Annotated in this window: 23 protein-coding genes; 11 read left to right on the top strand and 12 right to left on the bottom strand. The window is 71.6% G+C overall.

Annotated features, from left to right (window positions below; genetic code table 11):
* The first annotated feature begins 47 nt into the window (after positions 1-47).
* Together ACFT2C_RS21435 and ACFT2C_RS21430 are read left to right on the top strand one after the other, a co-directional pair.
* Complete coding sequence (locus ACFT2C_RS21435) at positions 48-866, top strand: alpha/beta fold hydrolase (RefSeq protein WP_377209109.1); 819 nt, start codon at positions 48-50, stop codon at positions 864-866.
* Positions 867-1,021: 155 nt separating this feature from the next.
* Entirely contained in the window at positions 1,022-1,363 is a 342-nt protein-coding gene (locus ACFT2C_RS21430; protein ID WP_377209108.1) for a YnfA family protein, read from the top strand.
* Between the two features lie 202 nt (positions 1,364-1,565).
* On the opposite strand, the gene ACFT2C_RS21425 is transcribed toward ACFT2C_RS21430, so the two are convergent.
* Genes ACFT2C_RS21425 through ACFT2C_RS21415 form a run of 3 tightly spaced genes read right to left on the bottom strand, consistent with a single transcriptional unit; the run spans position 1,566 to position 2,475 of the window.
* On the bottom strand, positions 1,566-1,949 hold the full coding sequence (locus ACFT2C_RS21425; protein WP_377209107.1) for a type II toxin-antitoxin system death-on-curing family toxin: 384 nt from the start codon (positions 1,947-1,949) through the stop codon (positions 1,566-1,568).
* The gene (locus ACFT2C_RS21420; protein ID WP_377209106.1) at positions 1,946-2,188 is read right to left on the bottom strand and encodes an AbrB/MazE/SpoVT family DNA-binding domain-containing protein; all 243 of its coding nucleotides are present in this window, start codon (positions 2,186-2,188) and stop codon (positions 1,946-1,948) included. The genes ACFT2C_RS21425 and ACFT2C_RS21420 overlap by 4 nt, the downstream gene beginning before the upstream one ends.
* A gap of 59 nt (positions 2,189-2,247) precedes the next feature.
* Positions 2,248-2,475, bottom strand: a complete 228-nt coding sequence (locus ACFT2C_RS21415; protein ID WP_377209105.1) for a hypothetical protein — start codon at positions 2,473-2,475, stop codon at positions 2,248-2,250.
* Here ACFT2C_RS21415 and ACFT2C_RS21410 point away from each other — a divergent pair.
* Positions 2,474-2,998 (top strand): pyridoxamine 5'-phosphate oxidase family protein, encoded by a 525-nt coding sequence (locus ACFT2C_RS21410; protein WP_377209104.1) that lies wholly within the window; start codon positions 2,474-2,476, stop codon positions 2,996-2,998. The two genes, ACFT2C_RS21415 and ACFT2C_RS21410, sit on opposite strands and share 2 nt — an antisense overlap.
* 45 nt (positions 2,999-3,043) lie before the next feature.
* Here ACFT2C_RS21410 and ACFT2C_RS21405 read toward each other — a convergent pair whose 3' ends face one another.
* The 3 genes from ACFT2C_RS21405 to uxaC form a co-directional block, all read right to left on the bottom strand.
* Positions 3,044-5,140 (bottom strand): acyltransferase family protein, encoded by a 2,097-nt coding sequence (locus ACFT2C_RS21405; RefSeq protein ID WP_377209103.1) that lies wholly within the window; start codon positions 5,138-5,140, stop codon positions 3,044-3,046.
* A gap of 107 nt (positions 5,141-5,247) precedes the next feature.
* Entirely contained in the window at positions 5,248-7,398 is a 2,151-nt protein-coding gene (locus tag ACFT2C_RS21400) for an alpha-glucuronidase (RefSeq protein WP_377209102.1), read from the bottom strand.
* An 87-nt stretch (positions 7,399-7,485) separates the two neighbouring features.
* A complete protein-coding gene (uxaC, locus tag ACFT2C_RS21395) occupies positions 7,486-8,961 on the bottom strand; it encodes a glucuronate isomerase (protein ID WP_377209101.1) in 1,476 nt (491 codons plus the stop codon).
* 143 nt (positions 8,962-9,104) lie between these two features.
* Between uxaC and ACFT2C_RS21390 the strand changes: the two genes are divergently transcribed.
* From ACFT2C_RS21390 to ACFT2C_RS21365, 6 genes are read left to right on the top strand one after another with little or no spacing between them, the layout of a single operon-like run.
* Entirely contained in the window at positions 9,105-10,115 is a 1,011-nt protein-coding gene (locus tag ACFT2C_RS21390; RefSeq protein WP_377209100.1) for a LacI family DNA-binding transcriptional regulator, read from the top strand.
* A 58-nt stretch (positions 10,116-10,173) separates the two neighbouring features.
* Positions 10,174-11,403, top strand: a complete 1,230-nt coding sequence (locus tag ACFT2C_RS21385) for an extracellular solute-binding protein (RefSeq protein ID WP_377209099.1) — start codon at positions 10,174-10,176, stop codon at positions 11,401-11,403.
* Positions 11,400-12,563 carry an ABC transporter ATP-binding protein gene (locus tag ACFT2C_RS21380; RefSeq protein WP_377209098.1) on the top strand — a complete coding sequence of 388 codons (1,164 nt, stop codon included), beginning with the start codon at positions 11,400-11,402 and terminating at the stop codon, positions 12,561-12,563. Before ACFT2C_RS21385 ends, ACFT2C_RS21380 begins: the two co-directional genes overlap by 4 nt.
* A 43-nt stretch (positions 12,564-12,606) precedes the next feature.
* Positions 12,607-13,533, top strand: a complete 927-nt coding sequence (locus ACFT2C_RS21375; protein ID WP_377209097.1) for an ABC transporter permease — start codon at positions 12,607-12,609, stop codon at positions 13,531-13,533.
* Positions 13,533-14,393: an ABC transporter permease gene (locus ACFT2C_RS21370; RefSeq protein WP_377209096.1), complete on the top strand. Its 861-nt coding sequence runs from the start codon at positions 13,533-13,535 to the stop codon at positions 14,391-14,393. Before ACFT2C_RS21375 ends, ACFT2C_RS21370 begins: the two co-directional genes overlap by 1 nt.
* Positions 14,386-15,915 carry a mannitol dehydrogenase family protein gene (locus ACFT2C_RS21365; protein WP_377209095.1) on the top strand — a complete coding sequence of 510 codons (1,530 nt, stop codon included), beginning with the start codon at positions 14,386-14,388 and terminating at the stop codon, positions 15,913-15,915. The genes ACFT2C_RS21370 and ACFT2C_RS21365 overlap by 8 nt, the downstream gene beginning before the upstream one ends.
* 99 nt (positions 15,916-16,014) lie before the next feature.
* Here the strand turns inward: ACFT2C_RS21365 and ACFT2C_RS21360 are convergent, their stop codons facing one another.
* The 5 genes from ACFT2C_RS21360 to ACFT2C_RS21340 all read right to left on the bottom strand — a co-directional run bounded on the left by ACFT2C_RS21360 (position 16,015) and on the right by ACFT2C_RS21340 (position 21,729).
* Positions 16,015-17,043, bottom strand: a complete 1,029-nt coding sequence (locus ACFT2C_RS21360) for a LacI family DNA-binding transcriptional regulator (RefSeq protein WP_377209094.1) — start codon at positions 17,041-17,043, stop codon at positions 16,015-16,017.
* A gap of 58 nt (positions 17,044-17,101) precedes the next feature.
* Complete coding sequence (locus ACFT2C_RS21355) at positions 17,102-18,058, bottom strand: hydroxyacid dehydrogenase (protein ID WP_377209093.1); 957 nt, start codon at positions 18,056-18,058, stop codon at positions 17,102-17,104.
* Positions 18,059-18,150: 92 nt separating this feature from the next.
* Positions 18,151-19,725: an ABC transporter substrate-binding protein gene (locus ACFT2C_RS21350; RefSeq protein ID WP_377209092.1), complete on the bottom strand. Its 1,575-nt coding sequence runs from the start codon at positions 19,723-19,725 to the stop codon at positions 18,151-18,153.
* Positions 19,726-19,783: 58 nt separating this feature from the next.
* The gene (locus tag ACFT2C_RS21345) at positions 19,784-20,722 is read right to left on the bottom strand and encodes a carbohydrate ABC transporter permease (protein ID WP_377209091.1); all 939 of its coding nucleotides are present in this window, start codon (positions 20,720-20,722) and stop codon (positions 19,784-19,786) included.
* On the bottom strand, positions 20,719-21,729 hold the full coding sequence (locus ACFT2C_RS21340) for an ABC transporter permease (RefSeq protein ID WP_377209090.1): 1,011 nt from the start codon (positions 21,727-21,729) through the stop codon (positions 20,719-20,721). The genes ACFT2C_RS21345 and ACFT2C_RS21340 overlap by 4 nt, the downstream gene beginning before the upstream one ends.
* Positions 21,730-22,060: 331 nt before the next feature.
* On the opposite strand from ACFT2C_RS21340, the gene ACFT2C_RS21335 reads away from it, so the two are divergent.
* On the top strand, positions 22,061-22,954 hold the full coding sequence (locus ACFT2C_RS21335; RefSeq protein ID WP_377209089.1) for an alpha/beta hydrolase: 894 nt from the start codon (positions 22,061-22,063) through the stop codon (positions 22,952-22,954).
* Between the two features lie 74 nt (positions 22,955-23,028).
* On the opposite strand, the gene ACFT2C_RS21330 is transcribed toward ACFT2C_RS21335, so the two are convergent.
* Positions 23,029-24,054: a LacI family DNA-binding transcriptional regulator gene (locus ACFT2C_RS21330; protein ID WP_377209088.1), complete on the bottom strand. Its 1,026-nt coding sequence runs from the start codon at positions 24,052-24,054 to the stop codon at positions 23,029-23,031.
* An 86-nt stretch (positions 24,055-24,140) separates the two neighbouring features.
* On the opposite strand from ACFT2C_RS21330, the gene ACFT2C_RS21325 reads away from it, so the two are divergent.
* Positions 24,141-24,524 (top strand): L-rhamnose mutarotase, encoded by a 384-nt coding sequence (locus ACFT2C_RS21325; RefSeq protein WP_377209087.1) that lies wholly within the window; start codon positions 24,141-24,143, stop codon positions 24,522-24,524.
* Positions 24,525-24,602 lie beyond the last annotated feature (78 nt).

The raw sequence follows: 24,602 nt of genomic DNA, 5'->3' as shown, positions 1-24,602 counted from the left end.
TGCAGCCCCCGAAAACCCGCACTTCTCGATACGACCAGGAGCAGAACATGACGAACGACAGCACGTCCTCGACCAGCTCTACGTGGACCGGCATGGTGCCGGTCGACGACACGGCCCTGGCCGTCACCGACACCGGCGGCCCGGGCATCCCCGTCATCTACTGCAACGGCCAGTTCGCCACCCAGGGTTACTGGCGGCGCGTCGTCGCCGAGCTGGGCACCGGCTTCCGCCACATCACCTTCGACGAGCGGGCCCGCGGCAAGAAGTCCAAGACCTCGGCCGACTACTCCTTCGAGGCCGCGGTCCGCGACGTCGACGCTGTCCTCGCGGCCCGCGGTGTGGAGCGGGCACTGCTGGTGGGCTGGTCCTACGGGGCGGTCGTCGCGGCGCACTGGGCCGACCGGAACCCGGACCGCGCCATGGGCGCGGTGCTGGTGGACGGCGCGTTCCCGCACGACTGGCTGGACGACGCCATGGAGGTACGCATTCGCAAGATGTTCCGCCAGATGAGCTGGTTCATGGTCCCGCTCCGGCTGACGGGCATCACCCCGCGGATGTCTGCCGACCAGCAGGCCGACAGCAACATCGAGCTCGGCAAGATCTCCCGGGCGGCCGAGCTCGGCCCCGTGCTCGACCGGACCACCGTCCCGACGCGGTACGTCGTCGCCTCGGGCACGTCGCTCGGCAGCAAGGGTGACGAGCAGGAGGTCATCCGTGCCAGCCTCGACGGGGTGACGGCCCGCAACCCGAACATCAAGGTCGGCGCCAAGGTCACCAGCAACCACGGCGCGATCCTGAAGAAGGACTTCCGGGCCATCGCCGAGTCCGTCCGCGAGGTCGCCGCCCTCGACCGCAAGGCGCGCTGACGACACGGTCAGCCGACGGCGCCGCGTCCTCGCGGTCCCGTCCAGGTGCGCCGCACCCGTCGCGCACGAAGGGCCCCCAGCCCTTCGTGCGCGACGGCCGCAGTGGCGTGTCCGGGCTTGGCCCCGCCGGACCGATCGAGGGTTACCGTCGCTGCATGAACGTGACCCGCTCGATCGTCCTGTTCGTCGCCGCGGCCGTGTTCGAGATCGGCGGCGCCTGGCTCGTGTGGCAGGGCGTCCGCGAGCACAAGGGCTGGCTCTGGATCGGCGCCGGGGTGATCGCACTGGGCCTGTACGGGTTCTTCGCCACGCTCCAGCCCGACGCCCACTTCGGCCGCATCCTCGCCGCCTACGGCGGCATCTTCGTGGCGGGCTCCCTCGTCTGGGGCATGGCCGTCGACGGCTTCCGCCCCGACCGCTGGGACGTCATCGGGGCGCTCATCTGCCTCGCCGGCGTAGCGGTCATCATGTACGCGCCTCGGATGACCACCGGGTAATGCCAGCTCCGGCCGGACCTCTACTAGACCAACGGACCGGTCTCCACTAGACCAACGGACCGGTCTGCGCGTCCATCGGGCAGATGGTTGATCCCCGCTGTGCTATCGATTGCCGGCCATCTACGCTACATTCCGCAGGCTCCGTACTGGACAGATCGCGGACTTCCTGCGCTACGGATCGCGAGGCGCCTGGCTGGCATGATCAGGCGTCGGGCTCGAACATCGACTCCAGCTCAGCTGCTATCCAGTCCAGCTCTGGGTGGTCGGACGCGACTTTCAGCACGAGCGCCTCGTGCTCCTCGACCGTGCCTGCAAGGTCCGGGTAGCCGTTGACGCGGTACGTGGCCGCGACGACGATCCAAGCGAGTCGCTTGTTGCCGTCGACGAGCGGGTGGTTCCGGTTCACCGAGTCGAGCGTTGCCGCCATCTTGAGGTGGATTCCCGGGTAGAGCTCCTGGCCGTACGACGTCATGCTCGCGCGGGCCAGCGAGGACTCGAGGAGCCCGAGGTCGCGGACGACGGGCTTCAGTCCTTCCGCGGCCTCGAACATCCGCAGCGCGATGTGCGCTGGGACGAGGTGCGTCACTGCGCGAGCCGGTTCAGGAGCTCTCGGTCACGCTTGCCGACGTAGTTGGCCGCGGCGAGCCAGTCCTCGACCGTGGGGCGAGTGTCCTCTGCCCGTCGACCGAGCTCGACCTTGGAGATCACCACTGCACCGTCGACGACTGTGAAGTCGAGGGCGTCACCGACATGCAGGCCGGCAGCCTCGGCGATGTCCTTGGGGACTGTCACCTGGTTCTTGGGCCGAAGAGTCAGAATGGTCATGGCAGCCTCCGGTGAGAGATTCCTACTATCCGACTATCGTACGCCAAGGGCGTCGGGGATCACCGGATGGGCACCGATGACTTTTCGCCCGGCGCACCGTCGGACACAGCATGGGGAACAGCGACGCACAGGCCCGCGTCCAGGAGGCCGTCGACCACCTGACGGCGGACGGCGCGGAGCTCGGCGTCCAGGTGGCCGTCGTCCACCGGGGTGAGCTCGTCGTCGATGTCGTGAGCGGCCCCGACCGACCCGACCCCGACCGACCCAACCCTGAGGAGCACGGCCATGAACGACCCAGTGACCACTCTCGATGCCCGGTTCAGCGACACCGACGCCGAGCCGACCAGCTGGGAGGCGACCCGGGAGGTGCTCGAGAACGCCCAGATCACCTGGCTGGCCACCGTGCGCGCCGACGGCCGCCCGCACGTCACGCCGCTCGTCGCCGTCTGGCTCGATGGGGCGCTGCACTTCACGACCGGCCCCGAGGAGCAGAAGGCCGTCAACCTCGTGCGCAACCCGCACGTCGTGCTGACCACCGGCAACAACACCTGGGACGAAGGACTGGACGTCATGGTCGAGGGCGAGGCCAGGCGCGTCATCGACCGGGACACGTTGGCGCGGCTCGCGGCGGCCTGGCGCACCAAGTGGGACGGCCGATGGCACTTCGAGCAGGACGACGACGTGTTCCGCAACGACATCGGCGACCCCGCGCTCGTGTTCGCCGTGGAACCGGACAAGGTGCTGGCCTTCGGCAAGGGCACCTTCAGTCACACGCGGCACGTGCCGCGCGTGACTCCGACGGGACGGTAGCCCCGCGACGGCCCGACGCCCGACGGACCAGGCCAGGCCCGGCCGTCAGTACAGCCACGGCGCCGCGTGCCGCACCGCCGTGGCGAGCGCCGGGGTGAGCGTGCGCAGGTAGGTAGCGGTCAGGTGCGAGCCGTCCCGGTAGACCATCACGTTCCCGACCACGGGCGGGCACCACCGGGGCTTGCAGAGCACGTCCGAGAGGTCCACGTGCCCGGCGGTCGTGGGCACGCCCGGGAAGTCCTCCACGGGATTGCTCTTCGCGAACACCTCGGACCGGTCCAGGGCGCACCGGGGCGCGTCGCGCCCGTTCCCCCGCACGCAGTTCGGCGGGCTCCAGTTGAACCGCGGGTTGTCGCGGATCGTGACCACCGGGATGCCGGCGGCGTCGAGCTGCTGCCAGGCTGCCACCTCCTCGGGTATGACGAACTCCAGCTGGTCCTCGTGGGTGCGCGAGCCGGTCACGAACACCGCGTCGAGGTCCAGGGAGTCCGCCTCGACCAGCACGTTCGCGCTCCAGCGCGCGCAGTCGTCGGTCGGTACCGGCTCGTACTTCAGGCGGCACTGCCCCTTCCCGGCGACCAGGACGCGCCAGCCGTTCTCCCGCGCCAGCCGATTCACTGCCGCCGCCCACTGGTAGGTGTGGGAACCGCCGGCGAGGAGCACCGTCCGCGTGGGCTCGGCGGGGTCGTGGAGAGTGCACATCCGCACCTGGTCGAGGCCGGGGCCGTCGCCGTGCTCCTGGATGCACTCCTCGTTGTGGTCCACCCGGGTCTCGTCGGTCTTCGCGAGCTCGGGGTCGGGCCGCACGGGCACCTCCTGGGACACCTCGCGGACCGAGGCGCCGCTCACGGAGGATGGCGTGCCCGACGAGGCGTCCGTCCCCCGTGCGGTCAGCGCCCCGGCCCCCGTGTACTCGACGCCGAGGTGCTGGAGCGCCTCGAGCTGTGCCGCCTCGCGCTCTCGCAGGTCGACGCTCGCCACGAGCGTCGGCACGAGGACGAGCGCCATCGCGACGCCGGCGGCCAGCAGCGTGCCGGCCGACCGCGCCGGGGTCATGCTGCGCGGCAGCGCGAGGCTCACGGGCCGCGCGACCACCTCGCGGGTGACCCACGCGAGGATCAGCGACACGGTCAGCACCAGGGTCGCGCCCTTTAGCCCCACGGCCGGGAAGTCGCGGACGGCCAGGTAGAAGATGAGCACCGGCCAGTGCCACAGGTACAGCTCGTACGAGATGTCGGCGATGAACCGCAGCGGCGCCAGCTCGAGCATCCGGCGCGGGCTCCATGCCGCGGTGGTGCCGGCGCCCGCGAGCACCAGCATCGCGCCCGTCACCGGCCAGAGCGTCCATGGCCCGGGGAACAGCGTCCCGCCGTCGAGCAGGAAGCCCGACGAGACGATGAGGCCGAGCCCGACCCAGGCGCCCACGGCGCGCAGGGCGGCGCCGCCGCGGAGCGGGACGAGCGCGAGCAGCGCGCCGGCGCCGAGCTCCCAGAACCGGGTGGCGGTGTGGAAGTAGGCGGTGGGCTGCAGCACTCCGGTGAGGTACAGCGCGTAGGCGAACGAGGCGGCGGACGCGACCGCGGCGACCATCGCGAGCCCACGCCGGACCTGGACGCGCGCCCGTCGGCACAGCCACGCCACGACGAGCACCACGGCCGGCCAGGCCAGCAGGAACTGCCCCTGCACGGACAGCGACCAGAAATGCTGGAGCGGGCTGGTCGCCGGTCCGGCCGCGCCGTAGGAGAGCGAGTTCGAGATCAGGTCCCAGTTCTCGACGTAGAGACCGGACGCCACCACCTGTCGCCACACCTCCAGCCACCGCCCGCTGGGGAGCAGCAGCCACGCGGCGACGGCCACGGCCCCGAGCACCACGAGGGCCGACGGCGCCAGACGTCCCAGGTTCCGCGCGTAGACGGCGCTGAGCCGGAGGGCGTTCGTCTCGGCCCGGCGCAGGAGCGATCCGGTGACGAGGAACCCGGAGACCACGAGGAAGACGTCGACGCCGCCGGACACGCGTCCCCCGCCGAACAGGTGGAAGAGCACCACCAGCAGGAGGGCCAGGCCGCGCATGCCGTGCACCTCGGTGAGGTGCGGACGGCTGGCCGCGGGGGCGGCCGGTGAGGGGGGTACAACGGCACGCATGGGGGAAACCACCAGGTGTGAGGGAAACCTCGATTACACAGGTGGTGACGCCCCGCCGCGCGGTACCGATGTCCGCGTAGCCGAAGCGTTACTGGAGTTCACCCGGTTCAGTAGATGGATCGTCCTCGTTCGTCGGCGATGCCGGACTTCCTGAAGAAGTACGTATTAAGTTGGTCCCGCCACTCGGTCGCGCTGCGGAGCTGCTCGGCGAACCGCTCCGCGACCCGCTCGGAGAAACGCGGGTCCACGAGCGTCGAGACCGCCGACCACGCGCCGATCATCCGTTCCACCCGCGCCACGCCCTCGAAGTGGGTGTCGTAGATGTGCTGGATCACCGTCTTCCCGCTGTGCAGCACGTGCGTGTACGGCACGTGGTGGAAGAACAGCAGCAGCTCGTCGGGGCAGGTCGACAGCGACTCGTAGGTCTCGCGCCACGGCGAGGGGTACTGCCCGGCGTACCCGGTCCCGGTGCGGACCGTCCGGTCCACGCCGATCCCGTCCCGGTCCGCGAAGTGGTAGGTGCCCCACGGCGTGTACTCGTACCCGTCGACGTCGGGCCCGTAGTGATGGCCGGGGCGCACCATGAAGCCCACCCCGAGCGGGGCCGTGTACTGCTCGTACGTCTCCCATGACCGGTCCAGCACGGCATGCACGGCCTGCCCGACGGCGTCGGCCTCGCCCGGGAACGTGAGGCTCACCCACTCGTCGAGCAGCGCGCCCGGGTCGAGCGTCGGGTCCCAGCACAACCGTCCATAGGCGTACAGGTTGGCCTGGGCGAACGGGTGCCCCGTCCAGAACTCGTCGTCGCCGACGTTCGAGACGGCGGCGAACCCGCCGGCGGGCTTGCGCCACGTGCCGGTGCCCGGGTCCTCCGCGGCCTTGCCGCGGCCGGTGGCGAGGTCCGCCACGGTGGGCGAGCCGCCGTCCCGGCCCGCGGCCTCCCAGAAGCGGAAGCCGAGGATCTGGCTCCACTGCGGCCCGAGGTAGACGGCGTGCCGCTGCTGGCCCGAGTACTCCTGGGTGACCTGCAGCTCCAGGGCGATCCGTGTCTGCGGCATGGCCGCCAGGACGGGCGAGACCGGCTCGCGCACCTGGAAGTCGAGCGGGCCGTACTTGACCTGCACGATCACGTTGCCGGAGAAGGCGCCGTCCAGCGGATGGAAGTGGTCGTACGCGGCGCGGGCGCGGTCCGTCGTCCGGTCCCGCCAGTCCTGCCGGTGGTCGTAGACGAACGCCCGCCAGTGGATCAGGCCCTCGTGCGGCTCGACGGCGGCGGCCAGCATGTTCGCGCCGTCGGCGTGGGTGCGGCCGTAGGCGAACGGCCCGGGCTGGCCCTCGGAGTCGGCCTTCACGACGAACCCGCCGAAGTCCGGGATCGCGTCCCACACCCGCGCCGCCGCCCGGACCCACCAGTGCGCCACGTCCCGGTCGAGCGGGTCCGAGGTGGTGAGCCCGCCGAGGGCGATGGGCGAGGCGAACGACACCGACAGGTGCACCCGGATGCCCCACCGCCGGAACACGGCGGCGATCCGGACGACGTCGCCCAGGTCGTCGGTCAGCAGCCGGGCCTCGTGCTCGTTCACGTTGACGTTGTTGATCGCCACGCGGTTGATCCCGACCGCGGCCAGCAGCCGCGCGTAGCGCTCGACGCGCGACAGGTCGGCGCGGACGAAGCCGTTGTCGTAGAAGATCGAGCCGCCGGAGTACCCGCGCTCCACCTGGCCCATCGTCGGGTGTGCGTCCACGTTGTCCCAGTGGTCGAGCATCCGCAGGTCCGTGGCGGGGGCGTGCGTCTCGTCGGCGTCGGGCCCCTCGAACGCCGCCTCGCCCAGGCGCACCAGGTGGAACAGCCCGCGGAGCAGCCCGATGTCGGTCGGCGCCTGCACGACGACGGAGCCCGCCTCCCGCGTGAACCGGAAGCTCTCGTCGGCGTCGTCGTGCCGGGTGGCCGGGCCCTCGTCGGTCGAGCCGGCCGACGGGGTCGAGCCGGCCGCGATCCGGATGGTCTCGATCGGCTCGTCCAGCGGCGGCGCGAGCGTCAGCACCAGCTCGGCGTCGGCCACGCCGTCGCCCACCTCGAGGCGGGAGAACGCTCCGCCGAACCGTGCGGTGGCAGCCGCCACCTCCTCCGCGACCGTGCCCGCGAGGGCGCCGTCGCCCGCGACCACCACCCGGCGTCTGCCGATCGCGGCGAACGCGTCATCGGGCAGCCAGGCCGGGTGGGGTGCATGGGTAGAGCGCGGAGAAGCACCGGTCATGGGTCGTCGTCCCGTCCGTCTCGCGATTCATGTACAGATATGCGGGAGTCTCCACCCTAGCGTCGCTCCCCATCGGCACCGCGGCCGTCAGCGGGGCGCGTAGGCCAGCTTCGGCAGGTGATAGGCCAGGTCAGCGGCGGTGTCCACGGCCTCGTCGAGATCGAGGCGGTGCTCCGCCACCAGCCGGGCGAGGTAGCCGGCGTCGACCCTCCGGGCCAGGTCGTGGCGGGCGGGGATCGAGCAGAACGCGCGGGTGTCGTCGACGAAGCCCGACATGTTCGAGAAGCCCGCCGTCTCCGTGGCCGCCTCGCGGAACCGGCGCATGGCGTCCGGTGCGTCCAGGAACCACCAGGGCGCGCCGAGCCGCAGCGCCGGGTACACCCCGGCCAGCGGCGCCAGCTCGCGCGAGTACACGTCCTCGTCCACGGTGAAGGCGATCATCCGGAAGCTCTCCGAGTTCCCGAACGCCTCCAGCACCGGCCGCAGGCCCCGCGCGAACTCGGTCACGACCGGGATGTCGTATCCCTTGTCCGGCCCGAACCTGGCGGCGACGGCGGCGTCGTGATCGCGCAGCACGCCCGGGTGGAGCTGCATGACCAGCCCGTCCTCGGCGGACATCGCCGCCATCTGGAACAGCATGTGGGCCGAGAACGCCGCCTCCTCGTCCGCGCTGATCCCCGAGCCGTCCGTGGGTGCCCCGGCGCCCAGCGCCTTGTCGAACAGGGCGCGCGCGACGTCGTCGGGCAGCGGGGTGGTGTCCGCGCTGAGGTGACCGTGGTCCGTCGCCCGGCCGCCCGCCGCGACGAAGGCCGCGCGGCGCTCGCGGAGCGCCGCCAGGTAGCCCGCGTAGGTGTCGGTGGCGATGCCCGACGCCGCGGCGAGCCGCTCGAGGTCGCCCCGCCACGTCCGCCGGGCCGGGTGCAGCAGCGGGTCCGGGCGGAACGTCGGCAGCACGCGGCCGGGCAGCTCGGCGGCGAGGCGGGCGTGCTCGTCGAGCGTGCTCCAGGCGGGGTCGGTGGTGCCGATCGTCTCGATGGCGAACCGGTCCAGGAGGGCGCGCGGCCGGAACGCCGGGTCGGCGAGGCAGTCGGCGATCTGGTCGTAGACCTGGTCGGCCGTGTCGGCCGAGGGGTGCACGGTCACGCCGAAGATCTCGACGAGCTCGTGCTCCAGCCAGTACCGCGTGGGTGTGCCGCGGAAGTGTTTCCAGCCCGCGCAGAAGCGCCGGAAGATCTCCCGCGGGTCGGTCTCCGTCCGCTGGTCGCCCTTCGACAGGCTCAGGACCCGCCCGTCGAGACCACCGTCTACCGGGCCCACGCCCAGCTCCGGCAGCTTCGCGCCCTGCGACACAAGCATCCGCGTCAGGTAGTGGTCGGGCACCACGAGGAGGTGGGCGGGGTCGGGGAACGGCTCGTCGTCGGCGAAGGCCGTGACGTCGACGTGACCGTGCATCGACACGATCGGCAGGTCCCGCACCGCCAGGTAGATCTCGCGGGCGATCGGCCGCGTCACGGAGTCGGCGGGCAGCGCGCGGTCGGGGTGCAGGGTCCAGTTGTCGGTCACAGGGTCCTCCTGGGGCATCGTCGCCGGTTCGGGTAAGCGCTTCCGCATCCTAGGCGCTCGTCCTGGTGACGCTGCGAACGTTTGCGGTCAAACCGTACGATAGGGTGCAAACGTTCGCAGCGTCGCGGTCACGAGGGGGTGCCATGGTCACGGTGCACGACGTCGCACGCGCCGCAGGGGTGTCGATCTCCACCGTGTCGCGCGCCCTCGCCTCGCCGGAGCGCGTGGCCGCCGGGACCCGCGACCGCGTGACACGCGCGGCAGCCGAGCTCGGCTACCGGCCCAACCGCGCGGCGAGCGGCCTGCGGATCGGGCGCACCCACGCCGTCGGCCTGCTGGTGCCCGACCTGGAGAACCCGTACTTCGCGACGGTGACCAAGGCCGTGCAGGCACGGGCGCGGGCCGAGGGGTACGAGGTCTTCGTCGCGGACTCCGACGAGGACGCCGACGTCGAGGCCGAGCTGATCGACGCCCTGGCCACCCGGACGGACGGGCTGCTCGTGGCGTCCCCGCGGTCGGGCGAGGCCGAGCTCCGCGCGGCGCTGGTCGGCGTGACCGCCGTCCTGGCCAACCGGGAGCTGCCCCCGGAGCCCGGCTCCGAGACCCCGCCGATCCCGTCCGTGTGCGTGGACGACGCCGACGGCGCCGCGCAGGTGCTCGGGCACCTGTATGCGCTCGGGCACCGGACGGTGGGCATCGCGGCCGGCCCGCCGTCGTCCTGGTCGGGCGGACGCCGCGTCGCCGGGCTGATCGCCGCGGCCGGGCGCTGGGACGTCCAGCTGGCGGAGCTCGGCAACTTCCAGCCGTACTTCGCGGGCGGCACCCAGGCCGCCGACTACGCGGTGGCGAGCGGCGCCACCGCCGTCGTCGCGTTCAACGACCTCATGGCCCTCGGCATCCTGGACCGGCTGCGGCACCGCGGCATCGACGTGCCGGGCGAGATGTCCGTGGTGGGGTTCGACGACGTCCAGCTCGCCACGCTCGTCTCGCCCGCCCTCACGACGGTGCGCGCACCGCTGGCCCGGCTGGGCCGGCGCGCCGTCGACCTGCTGCTCGCCCGGCTGCGCGGCGGTGCGCCGACGGGCTCACAGCTCCCCGTGGAGCTCACGATCCGCGGGTCCACAGGACCCGCCCCTGCCGGGACGGTCAGCTGACGCCCGTCCCGGCGCACGAATCCCCTGGGCGAAGGAGCCCGAGAGAGAGGAAGGCACTATGCGCACCTCGAAGAAGGCCGTGGCGCTCGTCGGCGTCGCGGCGCTGGCCCTGCTGACCGCCTGTACCCCGCCGGCACCTCCCGGCGGTGACGGCGGCGGGGCCGTCACCGACGCCGCCGACGTCCCCGACACGCCCTCCGAGCCCGTGACCCTGAACATCCTGGACGTCGCGGGCAACCAGCGGCTGACCGAGGGCATGGTCGACGAGTTCGTGGAGGAGAACCCGGACGTCATCGAGTCCGTCACCTGGGAGACCGGCGGCGCGCCCGACGTCACGGGCATCGTCAAGCCGCAGGTCGACAGCGGCAACCTGTCCATCGACGTCGTCTTCACGGGCAACGACGGGCTCGCGGCCGGCATCAGCCAGGACCTGTGGATCCCGGTGGTGGACGACTACGGCGACCGCGTGTCGAACCAGGAGAACTACCTGGAGCCGGCCGCCAAGATGCAGGAGCTCGCCGAGGGCTACGGCATCGTGACGACCTACTACCCGTCCGGGCCGCTGCTGCAGTACGACCCCGAGGTCGTCGGCACGCCCCCGGCGACGCCCCAGGAGCTGCTCGAGTGGGCGAAGGCCAACCCCGGCAAGTTCGGGTACGCCCGACCCGCGAACTCCGGCCCGGGCCGCACCCTGCTCATGGGCCTGCCGTACCTCCTGGGGGACGAGGACCCGAGCGACCCCGAGAACGGCTGGGACAAGACCTGGGCGTACCTCAAGGAGCTCGGCCAGTACGTCGACACCTACCCCACGGGCACAGGCCAGGTCATCACCAACATGGCCGACGGCACCTGGTCGATGATCCCCACCACGACCGGCTGGGAGATCGCGCCGCGCGCCGAGGGTCAGCTCCCGAACACGCTGCAGGCCGCCGCGTTCGACGACTTCACGTGGGTCACCGACGCGCACTACGCCGCGATCCCGAAGGGGCAGAGCGCGGACAAGATCAGCGCGATCCTGCTCCTGCTGCAGGACATGCTCACCCCGGAGCAGAACGCCAAGGCGTACGACGCCGGCTACTTCTACCCGGGCCCGGCCGTCGAGGGCGCGACGCTCGACCTCGCGCCGCAGGAGTCGCAGGACGTGATCGAGGAGTTCGGCCGGCCCGAGTTCGACGAGCTCATCGAGTCGCAGGACGCCGTCGTGCCGCTCGACGCCGAGTCCATGGTGAAGGCGTTCGACATCTGGGACCGCGAGGTCGGCGGCGGCAAGGTGGAGGAAGAGGAGTGAGTGACTTCGAGTCGCTGGAGCTGCGCGGCGTCGGCCGGCGGTTCGGCGGGGTGGACGCGCTGTCGGGGCTGGACCTGACCATCCGGTCGGGCGAGTTCGTCGCCCTGCTCGGGCCGTCGGGCTGCGGCAAGTCGACGGCGCTGAACTGCCTGGCCGGTCTGCTCCCGCTGACGCACGGCGAGATCCTGCTGGACGGCAGGCGGATCGACACGCTGCCCCCGGAACGGCGCGGGTTCGGCATGGTGTTCCAGTCGTACGCGCTGTTCCCGCACCTGTCCGTGGAGAAGAACGTCGCGTTCGGCCTGCAGATGCAAGGCCTGCCCCGGGCCGAGATCGAGTCGCGGGTGCGCGAGGCGATCTCGCTGGTCAAGCTCGGCGAGCACGCCAGGAAGCTGCCGGGCCAGCTCTCGGGCGGGCAGCAGCAGCGCGTCGCCATCGCGCGCGCGGTGGTGCTGGAACCGTCGCTGGTGCTCATGGACGAGCCCTTGTCGAACCTGGACGCGAAGCTCCGGCTCGACATGCGCACCGAGATCCGGCGTCTGCACCAGTCGCTCGGGCTGACCACCATCTACGTGACGCACGACCAGGAGGAGGCGCTCTCCCTGGCGGATCGCCTGGTCGTCATGCGCGAGGGGCGTGTGCAGCAGGTCGGCACGCCCGACGAGCTCTACGAGAGCCCGACGAGCTGGTACGTCGCGGACTTCATGGGGTACCGGAACATCCTGCCCGCGACCGTCGTCTCGGCGTCCGGGGGCGAGGCGGTGGTCGAGCTGCCCGGGACGGCGGGCGACGGCGTCCGGCTCACCGGCCGCGCGGTCGGCGCCCTGGGCGCGGGGGACGGCGTGCGGGTGGCGATCCGCCCGGAGGACTTCGTCCTCTCGTCCTCGCGGGTTGAGCCTGTCGAAACCAGGGTCTCGACAAGCTCGACCAGCGGGGGTGGTTCGGCCAGCGGGGGCGCCATCCCCGGTGCGGTGTCCGTGGTCGAGTACCACGGGCGCGAGCACGCCGTCGGCGTGCAGACCGGCGACACCATGCTGCACGCGCGCACTCCGGCGGCCCCGGCGGTCGGGGCGCCCGTCACCCTGACGGCGCCCGTCGAGCGGGTGCTGGTGTTCCCGGAGTCGCTCGACGCCGTCGTCCCCGAGGAGGTGGCGGCGTGAGCCGCGCGGTGGGTTGTGCGCCCACAACCATGGGGTGGGGGACGTGAGCGGCGTCGGGCAGCGGCCGGGGCGCGCGACCGCGAGCCTGCGGCACCGGCTGGCCGAGCGGGGGGTGGACCCGGCCCTGCTCCTGCTGGTGCCGGGGCTGGTGGTGGCGCTCGCGCTGTTCGTGTACCCGTTCTCGTACGGGATCGGGCTCACCATCCAGCCGACGGCGGCGATGCGGGAGCAGTGGGGCGGCGGGATCTTCGCGAACTACGTGGCGTTCTTCCGCGACCCGTTCGTGTTCGACTCCGTCGGGCTGACCATGCGGCTCGCGCTGCCCGCGGCGCTGTTCAACGTGCTGGCGTCCGTCCCGGTGGCGATGGTGCTGCGGCACCGGTTCCGCGGCAAGCGGCTGCTGACGTCGCTGCTCGTGCTGCCGATCACGCTGGGCACCGTGCTCACCGCGCAGGGCCTGCTGATCTTCGCGGGACGGCAGGGCTGGATCAACCGGGCGCTGCTGGAGATCGGGCTGATCGACGAGCCGCTCAAGCTGGTGAACAACTACCTGGGCGTCATGTTCTCCCTGGTGATCACCGGCTTCCCGTTCGCGTTCCTGCTCATCTCGTCCTACCTGTCGGGCATCGACCCGTCGCTCGAGCAGGCCGCGAAGACGCTCGGCGCGGGCTGGTGGCAGCGGTTCCGGCGGATCGTCCTGCCGCTGCTCGCCCCCGGCCTCGCCACCACGTTCGTGCTGACGTTCGTGCTCGCGTTCTCCGTCTTCCCGTCGGCGCGGCTGGTCGGTGACGCCATGGGCGAGACCCGCGTCATGTCGCTCATGGCGTTCCGGGCGTTCGGGGAACAGAACGACTACGCGATGGCGTCCACCATCGCGCTCATGATGGGCGCGGTCGAGCTGATCGTCGTGGTCGCCGTGCTCGGACTGCGGTCGCTGCTGTACCGCGGGACCACGGGAGGGAAGGGCTGATGGCCGCCTCGACTTCGACGCTGGAGCGGCCGCTCGCCGCCCGTCCGTCCACCTGGTTCGTGTGGGCCGGCGTGACCGCGTTCGCGGTGTTCCTGCTCGGGATCCTGATCGCGGTGGTCGTCGACTCCTTCGGACGCCAGTGGTTCGACACCTGGTTCCCCGACGGCCTGACCACCGAGCGCTACACCGAAGCCTGGGACCGGTTCGCCCTGGGCGAGGTCATCGGCGTCACCGTCGGCGTGGCAGTGCTCGTCGTGGTGATCTCCATAGCCGTGGGCGTGCCCGCCGCTTACGTGCTGGCCCGCCGCGACTTCCCGGGCAAGCGCGCGGTCATGCTGTTGTTCCTGCTGCCGGTGCTCATGCCGCCCATCACGTACGGCATCCCGCTCGCGACGGTCATGTACTCGTTCGGGCTGGGCCGCACGCTGACCGCCGTCGTCCTGGTCAACCTGGTCCCGTCCGTGCCGTTCGTGATCCTGACCATGACGCCGTTCATCGAGCAGATCAACCCCGCCATCGAGTCGGCGGCCCGGATGTGCGGGGCGCGGACCTGGCAGGTCTTCACGCGGATCCTCGCGCCCCTGCTCGTCCCAGGTATCCTCGCGGCGGCGATCCTCGTGCTCGTCCGGACCGTCGGCCTGTTCGAGCTGACCTTCCTCGTGTCGGGCCCTGGATCGGACACACTCGTCGTGGCGATCTACCGTGGCATGACAGCCGCCGGCGGTGGCGAGGCGAGGCAGCTCATCTCGGCCATGTCGGTGATCTATACAGCGACCATGCTCGTCATGCTCGCGGTTGCGCTGCGGTTCGTGAACCCGACGCAGCTCGTGGCACAGGTGAAGGAGACACGCGATGACTGACGACCGCCTGCACAGGGACCGCGTCCCCGTAGGGATCGACGCGCCCGTGCGGCCGACGGCGGTGGGCATCGTCCACCTCGGCATCGGGGCGTTCCACCGGGCGCACCAGGCCGTCTACACGGAACGGGCGGCGATCGCCACCGGCGACACCTCGTGGGGGATCCTCGGCGTGACCCAGCGGTCCGCGACGGTCCGCGACCAGCTCCGCCCCCAGGGCGGGGCCTACGCGGTCCTCACGGCGGGGGAGCACGAGTCCACGGTCGAGCTGATCGGTTCGGTGGTCGACGTCGCCTACCCCGCCGAGGAGACCGAGCGCGTGCTGGCGGCGCTCGCGGCGCCGTCGACCCACGTGGTCACCCTCACGATCACGGAGAAGGGCTATGCCCGGACGCCGGACGGCTCCCTCGATCTCGATTCCGTGGCGGGGGACCTGGCGGCCCTGGCCGCCGAGCACGAGGTCGGTGCCGGCGTCGAACCCCGCACGCCCGGCGGGTCCGGGCTGGAGGCCCGGGCCGCCGTCTCGGCTATCGGGCTGCTGGTGCGCGGGCTCGCGCGGCGGGCCGCCACCGGGGCGCCCATTACCGTGCTGACCTGCGACAACATGGTGGACAACGGCCGGGTGCTCGAGCGGCTGGTGCGCGAGGCCGTGGACGCCGGCCTGCCCGGGGCCGAGGGCGACGCCCTGCGCGCCTTCCTGGACGCGCGCGTCACGTTCCCCTGCTCGATGGTGGACCGGATCGTGCCCGCGACGACCCCGGCGCAGCGCGACGAGGTGGAGCGGGCGCTCGGCGTGCGGGACGAGGGCCTCGTGGTGGGCGAGCCGTTCGCGCAGTGGGTGATCGAGGACCGGTTCGCCGGGCCGCGCCCCGCGTGGGAGGCGGCGGGCGCGACGCTCACCAAGGACGTGGCGCCCTTCGAGCAGGCCAAGCTGCGGCTCCTCAACGGGACGCACTCGCTGGTCGCGTACTCCGGGTGGCTCGGCGGGCACACGACGATCGCGCAGGCCGTGACCGACCCGCGGATCGCCGAGCGCGCCCGGCAGTACCTCTTCGAGGACGCGCTGCCGACGCTCTCCCCGCCCGACGGCCTGGACCTGAGCCAGTACGGCGAGCAGATCCTGGCCCGGTTCGCCAACCCGCACACCGGGCACACCACGGCCCAGGTCGCGATGGACGGCACCCAGAAGATCCCGTTCCGGTGGGGCGGCGTCCTCGCGGACGCGCTGGCCGCCGGGCGCGAGCCCCTGGGCGTGGCGTTCGGCCTGGCCTCCTGGGCCGAGTTCGTCCGACTTCGCACGCACTCCGGGGAGGGCGTCGACGACCCGCGGGCCGAGGAGCTGATGGCGCTGGTCAGCGCCGCCGAGGTGCCGGGCGGGTCCGATGGTTTGGGCGACGTCGCGGGGCTGGCCGGCGCGGAGGAGGACCTCCGGGCGCTCCTCGCGTTGCCGGGGCTGCTTCCCGCCGGGACCCCGGACGGGTTTGTCGACGCGGTGGCCGCAGAGCTCGAGGCCGTGCTGAGCTGACGGCTGGGCTGTGCCGACGGCTGGCACCCTGGAGCTGGTCGCCGCGATCTACCGGTCGGCGTTCACCGGAGCGGTGGTCAACTCCCGAGGCGGAGCCGCCTACCTCGGCGGGGTGCTTTCGCGGACTATGACGTGGCCCTTGACCACCGTCGTGCGCGGGGTGTCGCCGCGTGGGCCGAGGGCCAGGTCCAGCGCCTCGTCGGCCACCTGCTCCCAGGGCAGCCGCACCGTGGTCAGGGCGGGCGTCACGTCGCGCAGCGCCTTGATGTCGTCGAACCCGGCCACCGCCACGCGTTTCGGGTCCCCCGAGTCGCGCAGGAAGGTGAGCACCCCGAGGGCCATGGCGTCGTTCACGGCGAAGACGGCGTCCACCGCGATGTTGCGCCGCAGCAGCTCGCCGGTCAGCGCGTAGGCGGCGTCCCGGTCGAACTCGCCGATCAGCACGCGGTCCGCGGAGAGCTCGATGCCGGCGTCGGCCAGCCCCGCCGCGAAACCCTCGGTGCGGTCGCGCTGGGTGAGGCCGTGCCTGAGCCCGGAGATCACCGCGAAGTCGCGGTACCCGAGGCCCACCAGCGCGGTGGCCATGTCGTAGCCGCCCTGCCGGTTGGCGTAGGCGACGGTGTCGAAGGGCAGGCCCTTCTGCGTCACGAGCACGACCCGGCCGCCCTCGGCCTCGTAGCGCTGCAGCGCCTCGACGAGCGCGGGGATCGTGGCGTCGTCGCTGGTCCGGCCGCCGGCGATCATCAGGATCTCGGGCCGGTGCCCACGGGCGAGGTTCACGGCCTCGACCAGGTCGGCCGGGTCGGTGCCGGCCGAGATGAGCGTGAACGGCAGCCCGCGTCGCTCCGCGGCGGCCACCACGCCCGCCGTGATCGGGTTGGCGAAGTCGTCGGGCATGCCCTTGACGACCAGCGTCACCCCTCGCGAGCGTCCCTTGGCGACGGCCTGCGCGGCGAAGTTGGTGGTGTACCCGAGCGTCTTGGCCGCCTCGAGCACCCGGGCCCGGTTGGCCTCGCGGACGCCGCGGTCGCTCCCGTTCAGGGCACGCGACGCCGTCGCCGCGGAGACTCCGGCGAGCTCGGCCACGTCGGCGAGGCGCGCGGCCCGAGAAGGCGCCGAGTCGTTCATGGTCGCCGCTCGCCTCCCTCTTCCGGTGAGTCTTTCAGTGGCCCGGCGATCGTATCCGTCACGGCTCCGACCGCGCGTATCGAGCGAGGTCAGCGGCCGCCATATCGCCCATCCGGCGCAGCTCGGTGCCCATCGAGCCGGCGATGTGCGGGGTGAGCAGCACGTTCGGCAGGTCGTACAGCGGGGACGACGGCGGTAGCGGCTCGGGATCGGTCACGTCGAGCGCCGCGCTGATCCGGCCGGTGACCAGCTCGCGGTCGAGCGCCTCGGCGTCGACAATCGCGCCGCGCGCCGTGTTGATCAGGGTCGCCCCGTCGGGCATGCGGGCGAGCAGGCCGGCGTCGATCAGCCCCACGGTCTCGGGCAGCACCGGCGTCTGCAGCGTCACGACGTCGCTCCTGCTCATCAGCTCGGGCAGGGTCACCGGCTCGACACCGAGCTCCGCCGCCTCCTGCTCCGACACGTACGGGTCGTACAGGAGCACGTGGAGCGCCGGGAACGGCCGCAGCAGCTCGATCAGGGCGCGCCCCGTGCGGGACGCACTCACCACGCCGACGGTCCGCCCGTAGTTGCCGGACACCTCGAACTCGGCCTCGCGGTCGATGAAGGCCCGGCGCTCCCGGTACAGCCGCTGCGCCCGGAACGTGTCCTTGTTGGCCAGGAGGATCATCGCCAGCGAGTACTCGGCGACGGGCAGGGAGTTGGCCACCCCGACGTCCGACGTCGTGATCCCGGGCGACCCGTCAGGGAACAGCCCGGCCGCGTAGCCGCCCAGGTGGATCACCCGCCGCAGCCGCGGCGCGTGGTGCAGCACCTTGGCCGTGAGCTGCGGCGTCTCCCACCCCGTCAGCAGCACATCGGCGCGGGCGAGCGTCCGGCGGGCGCCGTCCGAGTCGAGCTCCGTGAGGACATCGCCCACGCGGTGCGCGGGCACGTCGGCCAGCGACTCGAACGACGGGCCGAAGAGCCGTCCGGCCAGGCGGTCGGACCCGACCGCTACTGCGTACTCGATCACTCTGCTCCTCGGGTGGATTCGTGTGGGACTCAGGTGGGACTGAGGTGGGAGGTCCCGGGGCCGGGGGAGGTACGCGCCCGGCCCCGGGACTGCTACTTCTGCGCCGCCAGGTAGGCGTCGGCCTGCTTGTTCAGCTCCTCCTGGACCTTCGGCAGGCCCGCGGTGTCGAGGGCCTTCTTCAGCTCGTCGAGGCCCTTGTCGACGTCGACCGCCCCGGCCCACAGCGGGTTGCCGAACTCGGTGACGGCCGCCGTGATCTGGGCGTGCTCCGTCTTGACCTCGGTCAGGTCCGGGATGAACGAGGCGAAGGGGTCGATCGTGAAGTTGTCGTAGTCCTTGGACCAGTCGAACCAGGTCTCCTCGCTCTCGGACATCCGCGAGTACTTCCGCTCGAGCGGGATGCGCCAGCTCATCGCGTACCCGGGGAAGTTCGCGTAGTCGCCGAGCTGCTCGTACGCGTCGTCCCCCACGGCCTTCCAGTCGGTGCCCTCCTCGCCGTACTGCAGCAGGTCGTGGTTCTCCTTGATGGAGACCCAGTCGAGGAGCTGCAGCGCGGCCCCGACGTCGGCCGCCGCGGCGTTCACGACGACGAGGTTGTCGGCCTGGAAGGTCTGGTTCGGCTTCGCGGACAGGCCGTCGCGGAACGGGAGCAGCGTCACGAGCGACGCGCCCTTGACCGCCTTCTCGAGCAGGTCGAGGTGGCCTGAGGTGTCCAGGCCGTCGGTGATGCCCCACGTGGTGGCCGCGCCGCCGCTGTCGAACTGCGCCTTGATGGTGGCCGAGTCGGCGTTGAGGCGGTCGGCGTTGATGACGCCGTCCTCGTAGTACTTGCGGACGCGGTGCAGGGACTCGAGGTACGGCTCGTACTCCCAGAACGGCACCGCGTCGGTCGAGCCCGTCGTCGCCGCGTCCCGGGACGGGACGAACAGGAGGGAGTCGCTGGAGAAGTAGAGCGGGAGGAAGTCGGGGCTCTCCCAGCCCTGGGCGTAGAGCGTGCCGGTGGGTGCGCCGAGGACGTCGAAGACCGAGTTGTTCTTGACGTACCCCGGGATGCCCTCCTTCTGCACCACGTCGTACCAGAACTTCTCGAGCTGGTCGAAGGACTCGATGCTCCCGCCGGCGTACTTCTCGATCAGGTCGCCGCGCGCGACGATGTGGTGGATGCGGGCCGCACTGTTGACGGCGGGCACGCCGTAGATCGAGCCGTCGGGCCAGCGGTTGGCGTCGAACGCGCTCTGGTCGATGGTGGCCGCGAGGTTCTTGTACTTGCCGCTGGCGAGCGCGTCGTCGAGCGGTTCGAGCGCCTTCGACTCGATGAGCTGGGCGATGTTGAGCCAGCGCGCCGAGAGCGCCGTCTGGAAGTCCTCGCCCGCTGTGAACTTGAGCAGGGACTGCGCCCCATAGTTCTTCCAGTTGATGAACTCGGGCTTGAACTCGAAGCCGAGGTCGGCCTTGAGCTTGGTGTTGACGGCCGCGCGGACGCGGTCCCACTGTGCCGGCACGTCGCCGGGCAGCAGGTGGGCGTACGTCGCGGAGCCGGCCTGACCGCCCCCTCCGGGGGCGCAGGCGGCGAGGGTGGCGGCGGCGAGCAGGCCGCCGGTTCCGGCGAGAAAACCTCGGCGGGAGACAGGCAATGACAGTCCAGCGGCATCGATGAGCTGTGCCATGGTGCTTTCCTCTCGAAAGACGTGGGTGGTGCGACGGGGGTGCGGCGGGTAGTGCCGTTCAGCCCTTGGTGGCGCCGAGCGTGAGGCCCTTGACGAAGTAGCGCTGGGCGAAGGGGTAGGCGAGGAGGATCGGGCCGATGGTGATGACGGTCATCGCCAGGCGCATCTGGTAGACGGGCGCGGCGGACACCGTTCCGAGGTCGGCAGCGTTGGCGACGCTTGTGATGAGGTTCTGGAGCACGAGCTGCAGGGGGTACCTGGCGGGCTCGCTGATGAACAGCAGGGCGTGGAACCACTCGTTCCAGAACGCCACCGCGTAGAAGAGGGCGATGACGGCGATGACCGGCTTGGAGAGCGGCAGCACCACCTGGAAGAAGATCCGCAGCTCGCCCGCGCCGTCGATCCGCGCGGCGTCGAGGATCTCCTGCGGCGTCGCCCGGAAGAAGCTGACCTGGACGAAGACGAGGAACGGCGCGATGGCCATGGGCAGGATCACGGCGAACCACGAGTCCCGGAGCTGGAGCACCTGCGTCACCAGGATGTACATGGGCACCAGGCCGCCCGTGAACAGCATCGGGATGTAGGCGAACACCGCCAGCGGCCGGCTGACCAGGGGCAGGCCGCGCGCGATCACCCAGGCGATGCCCGACGTCGCGACGACGGCGATCACGGTGCCCACCACGGTGATGAAGATCGTGGCGCCGTAGGAGAGCCAGACCCGCGACCCGGCGAAGATCGTGGTGTACGCGTCCAGCGAGAACGGGTCGGGCCAGAACGAGTACCCGGTCTTCGCGAGCGTGGACTCGGCGGTCAAGGAGCCGGCCACGACCATCCAGAACGGGACGACGCACACGAGGGCGAAGGCGATCACGCCCACATAGCTGGCGACGGTGAACGTCTCGGGGCGCTGCCGCTGCCGAGCGCGAGGGCCGGTGGGCGGCGTCGCCGAGACGGGCCGGGGGCGGGGGCGCTGGACGACGGCGTCGACGGTGGTCATAGGAGCGAGGTCTCCTTCGCGTAGCGCCGCTGGACCAGGGTCGCGATCACGACGAGCACGAAGCCGATGACGGACTGGAACAGGCCGATCGCGGCGGTGGTGCCGAAGTCACCGATGGTGCGCAGCGCCCGGAAGACGTAGGTGTCGATGACGTCGGTGGTGGAGAACAAGGTGCCGTTGTCGCCGACGATCGCGTAGATGGTGCCGAAGTCGCCGTAGAAGATCCGGCCGACGCCGAGCACCAGGAGGATCGCGGCCGTCGGCTTGAGCAGGGGGATCGTGATCCGCAGCGCCATCTGGGCCCGGCTCGCGCCGTCGATCACGCCGGCCTCGTACACCTCCTCGGGGATCGCGGTGATCGCCGCGAGGAAGATGACGCTCATGTAGCCGCCCAGCTGCCAGACCTTGACGGCGGTCAGGATCCACGGCCAGGGGCCGGGCTCGGTGTACCAGGAGATCGCCGGCAGCCCGAAGACGTCGGTGAGGTCGTTCACCAGGCCGCCGCGCCCGCTCGGTCCAGCGAGGAACGCCTGCAGGAAGATGCTCACGACGATCGGCGACACGAAGTACGGCACGAAGATCACCGACTGGAACAACCGCTTGGTCACGCGGCCGCGGATCTCGTTGAGCATGATCGCGAGCAGGACGCCGGCGCCGAGGGTCGCGGCCAGGAACAGGACGTTGAGGAACAGCGTGTTCCACAGGATCCGGCCAGCGCCGCCCGAGGTGAAGAAGAACTCGAAGTTGTCGAGGCCGGTCCAGGGCGACCCGAAGACGCCGTCGGCCACGTTGAAGTCCTGGAACGCGACCACCAGCCCGGCCATCGGGCCGTAGGCGAAGACCACCAGGAGGATGACGGCGGGCGCGGCCAGGATGACGAGGCCGTAGTCGCGGCGGCGTCCTTTGCGGCGGGGCGTGGTGGGAGTGGTTCCGGTCTTGGCGCTTCCCGTGCTGGTGTTTCCGGCGGTCGCGAGGCTGGCGCTCGCGGCGCCGAGGTCGGTGCTCATCGCCGTGTACCCCCGCCGTGGCGGGGGTCCGGCGCTGTCCGGACGTGCGGGTTCGGGTCCACGGCGGGCTCTCTTCTTCGTCGAAGATTCGGTGCAGGTGTGGTCGTGCTCTCGTTCCACCGTGCACGCTAGGGGCGCCGGAACTGCCGTGTCAAGAAACAATGGAAAGCGCGTTCCATTCACTCTGCTGGACTGACAGCCTGGAAAGTATCGACATCCTCCGTTCGACCGTGCGAGCATCTGCTTCGACATGGAACGCGCTTTCCTCCGGGCGGGCGCACGCAGCGCCGCGGCCCCGTCACGGTGCTCGCACGACTGGAAGGGGCGCGCGGTGATCGGAGCCGGGATGCACGTGACGCGCACCGCCGCGCGCGGGACCCGGCGCGGCACGGTGATCGCCGTGCACGGGATCATGGAGAGCGGCCCGACCCTGCAGGCCGCCGCCGACGTCTGGGCGGCGAGCGGCTGGGAGGTGCTGGCGCCTGACCTGCGCGGACATGGCCGGTCACCGCGCTGGGACCCTGCCGATCAGCTGCACCCGGGCGATCGGCTCACCGAGGACCTCGTTGCGGTCCTCGACGACGTGCTCGTGGGCACGGGAGCGGGCTGCGGAGCGGGAGCGGGCTCACAACTGAGCTCCGAGGTCGGACCCGGGGCGGCTGCGCCCGAACCGCTCGTGCTGTTCGGGCACTCGGCGGGCGGCGGCGTCGCGGCAGCCGTTGCCTCGCTGCGCCCGGGGCGGGTGGCGGGCGTGCTGCTCGAGGACCCGTTCTGGCGTCTCCCGGTCACGCGGCACCAGGACCGGGCGGTCGCCGAGCAGGCGTATCAGGACCTGCTGACTCGTCAGGCGCAGCCGCTCGCCGAGCTGGAGGCGCGCGGCGGCGGCGCGCACCCGAAGTGGGATCCGGGCGAGCTGCCCGCCTGGGCCAGGGCGCAGCACGACGCCGACCCGGCCCTCGTGCGCCACGGTGACGTCATCCCGACGCCGCCCTGGCCCGACCTGGTCCGCCGCCTCACGACCGGCGGGGTGGACGTGCTCGTCGTCACCGGGTCGATCTCGCCGGAGGTGGGCATGACGGCCAGACATCGGCGGATGCTCGCCGGCTGCGGCGCCCGCCTCGCAGTGGTCGACGGCGCGTCGCACTTCGTGCGCCGGGACGCCCCGGAGAGATTCGCCGCGATCACTGCCTGGTTTCTCGCGGGCATGACCCGACTGATCAGCTGAGATGACCATGTAGCTGCTGCCAGAGAACGGCCGTCGCTGGCAGCAAGTGCATGGTCACATCCTGCGTCCCGCGTCTACGTGGCCGACGGGGAGCTTGAGCCGCGGACCACCAGGGTCGGCTGGAACATCACGTGCTCCGCGTCCGTGTCGGGGCCGCTGAGCAGGAGATCGGCCGCGCGGGCGCCGAGCTCGTGGGTCGGCTGGCGCACGGACGTCAGGGGCGTGGACAGCTCGGCGGCGAAGGCGACGTCGTCGTACCCCACGACCGCCATGTCGGTGGGGACGGCGATGTTCTCCGTCCGGAGTGTGCGCAGCACGCCCAGCGCGACCAGGTCGTTGACGCAGAAGACGGCGGTGGGCCGGTCGCCCGACTCCAGGAGCCCGCGGATCGCCGCCTCGCCGCCCTCGGCGTTGAGGCTGGTCACGGTGATCTCCACCAGCGCGGACGCCGGGTCCAGCCCTGCGGCGACCAGGGCCTTGACCACTCCCTCGTGCCGGTCGGCGCACTGCCGGATCGTATGTGGGCCGTTCAGGAACGCTATGCGCGTGTGCCCCTCGTCCAGGAGGTGCCGCGCGGCGAGCTCCCCGCCGCGGACGTCGTCCACGGCCACCGACGAGATGCTCGGGTCGGACGACGGGCGGTCGAGCAGCACGACGCCGGTGCCGCGCCGTCGGACGGCGAGGAGGTGATCGATGTCGTTGGTCGCCGGCACCACCATGACGCCCTGCACGCCATGCTCCTCGAACAGGCGCAGGTAGCGCTGCTCGCGCTCGGGGTCGTCGTCGGACGACGCCACCATGAGCGTGAAGTCGTCGCGGTCCAGGCGCTCCTCGATGCCGCGGGCGACGTCGGTGAAGAACGGGTTGGCGATGTCCAGGACTATGGCGCCGATGGTCGTGATGGTCCCCGCGCGGAGCTGGCGGGCGGAGCCGTTGCGCACGAAGCTCAGGTCCTCGATCGCGGCCTCGACCCGCTCGCGGGTCCCGGGCAGCACCCGTTCGGGCCGGTTGAGCACGTTGGACACCGTGCCGACGGAGACGCCGGCGGCACGGGCGACGTCGGCGATGGATGCTCGGCGGTGAGCGATCGGCTGGGTCATGGAGCCCTCCTTGCTTCGGGCTACATTATGAACCGATTCATGGCGGGTGGGTCGCCTTCGGCGGCTCAGGAACCGGAGGGCCGGACATGTCGAGCAACACTGCGGGCGCGCGCGTCTGTTTCACGTCCCGGGTGCGGGCGGACCGGCTCGTGGAGTACCGCGCGGCGCACGCCGCCGTCTGGCCCGAGATGCTGGAGGCGCTGCGGGACACCGGCTGGCGCGACTACCACCTGTTCCTGCGCGACGACGGGCTGCTTGTCGGGATCCTCGAGACCGACGACTACGCGGCGGCGCAGCGCGGGATGGCCGCGACCGAGGTGAACGCGCGGTGGCAGGCGGCGATGTCCGGGTTCTTCGTCGACGAGGGCAACCCGGACGCCGGGTTCGTGCTGCTGGACGAGGTGTTCCACCTGGAGGCCCAGCTCGCGGCGCTGGCGGCCGCGCCGGAGGGTGACGCTCCGGGGAAGTGACCACTCCCGCGGACCGCGAAGTAGAGCGCCTGTCCCGCTTCCGCACGGTTGACCCGTGCGGAAGCCGGACAGGCGCTC

This window comes from Promicromonospora sp. NPDC057138 (genome assembly GCF_042670845.1).
Lineage (GTDB): Bacteria > Actinomycetota > Actinomycetes > Actinomycetales > Cellulomonadaceae > Promicromonospora.
This window is presented reverse-complemented; position numbering and strand designations above follow the sequence as displayed.

What these genes read in the sequence shown, in the direction of transcription:
- ACFT2C_RS21435 (WP_377209109.1), top strand. Translation starts at nt 48, where the DNA reads ATGACGAACGACAGCACGTCCTCGACCAGCTCTACGTGGACCGGCATG.
- ACFT2C_RS21430 (WP_377209108.1), top strand. Translation starts at nt 1,022, where the DNA reads ATGAACGTGACCCGCTCGATCGTCCTGTTCGTCGCCGCGGCCGTGTTC.
- ACFT2C_RS21420 (WP_377209106.1), bottom strand. Translation starts at nt 2,188, where the DNA reads ATGACCATTCTGACTCTTCGGCCCAAGAACCAGGTGACAGTCCCCAAG.
- ACFT2C_RS21410 (WP_377209104.1), top strand. Translation starts at nt 2,474, where the DNA reads ATGAACGACCCAGTGACCACTCTCGATGCCCGGTTCAGCGACACCGAC.
- ACFT2C_RS21415 (WP_377209105.1), bottom strand. Translation starts at nt 2,475, where the DNA reads ATGGCCGTGCTCCTCAGGGTTGGGTCGGTCGGGGTCGGGTCGGTCGGG.
- ACFT2C_RS21405 (WP_377209103.1), bottom strand. Translation starts at nt 5,140, where the DNA reads ATGCGTGCCGTTGTACCCCCCTCACCGGCCGCCCCCGCGGCCAGCCGT.
- ACFT2C_RS21400 (WP_377209102.1), bottom strand. Translation starts at nt 7,398, where the DNA reads ATGACCGGTGCTTCTCCGCGCTCTACCCATGCACCCCACCCGGCCTGG.
- ACFT2C_RS21390 (WP_377209100.1), top strand. Translation starts at nt 9,105, where the DNA reads ATGGTCACGGTGCACGACGTCGCACGCGCCGCAGGGGTGTCGATCTCC.
- ACFT2C_RS21385 (WP_377209099.1), top strand. Translation starts at nt 10,174, where the DNA reads ATGCGCACCTCGAAGAAGGCCGTGGCGCTCGTCGGCGTCGCGGCGCTG.
- ACFT2C_RS21370 (WP_377209096.1), top strand. Translation starts at nt 13,533, where the DNA reads ATGGCCGCCTCGACTTCGACGCTGGAGCGGCCGCTCGCCGCCCGTCCG.
- ACFT2C_RS21365 (WP_377209095.1), top strand. Translation starts at nt 14,386, where the DNA reads ATGACTGACGACCGCCTGCACAGGGACCGCGTCCCCGTAGGGATCGAC.
- ACFT2C_RS21360 (WP_377209094.1), bottom strand. Translation starts at nt 17,043, where the DNA reads ATGAACGACTCGGCGCCTTCTCGGGCCGCGCGCCTCGCCGACGTGGCC.
- ACFT2C_RS21350 (WP_377209092.1), bottom strand. Translation starts at nt 19,725, where the DNA reads ATGGCACAGCTCATCGATGCCGCTGGACTGTCATTGCCTGTCTCCCGC.
- ACFT2C_RS21345 (WP_377209091.1), bottom strand. Translation starts at nt 20,722, where the DNA reads ATGACCACCGTCGACGCCGTCGTCCAGCGCCCCCGCCCCCGGCCCGTC.
- ACFT2C_RS21340 (WP_377209090.1), bottom strand. Translation starts at nt 21,729, where the DNA reads ATGAGCACCGACCTCGGCGCCGCGAGCGCCAGCCTCGCGACCGCCGGA.
- ACFT2C_RS21330 (WP_377209088.1), bottom strand. Translation starts at nt 24,054, where the DNA reads ATGACCCAGCCGATCGCTCACCGCCGAGCATCCATCGCCGACGTCGCC.
- ACFT2C_RS21325 (WP_377209087.1), top strand. Translation starts at nt 24,141, where the DNA reads ATGTCGAGCAACACTGCGGGCGCGCGCGTCTGTTTCACGTCCCGGGTG.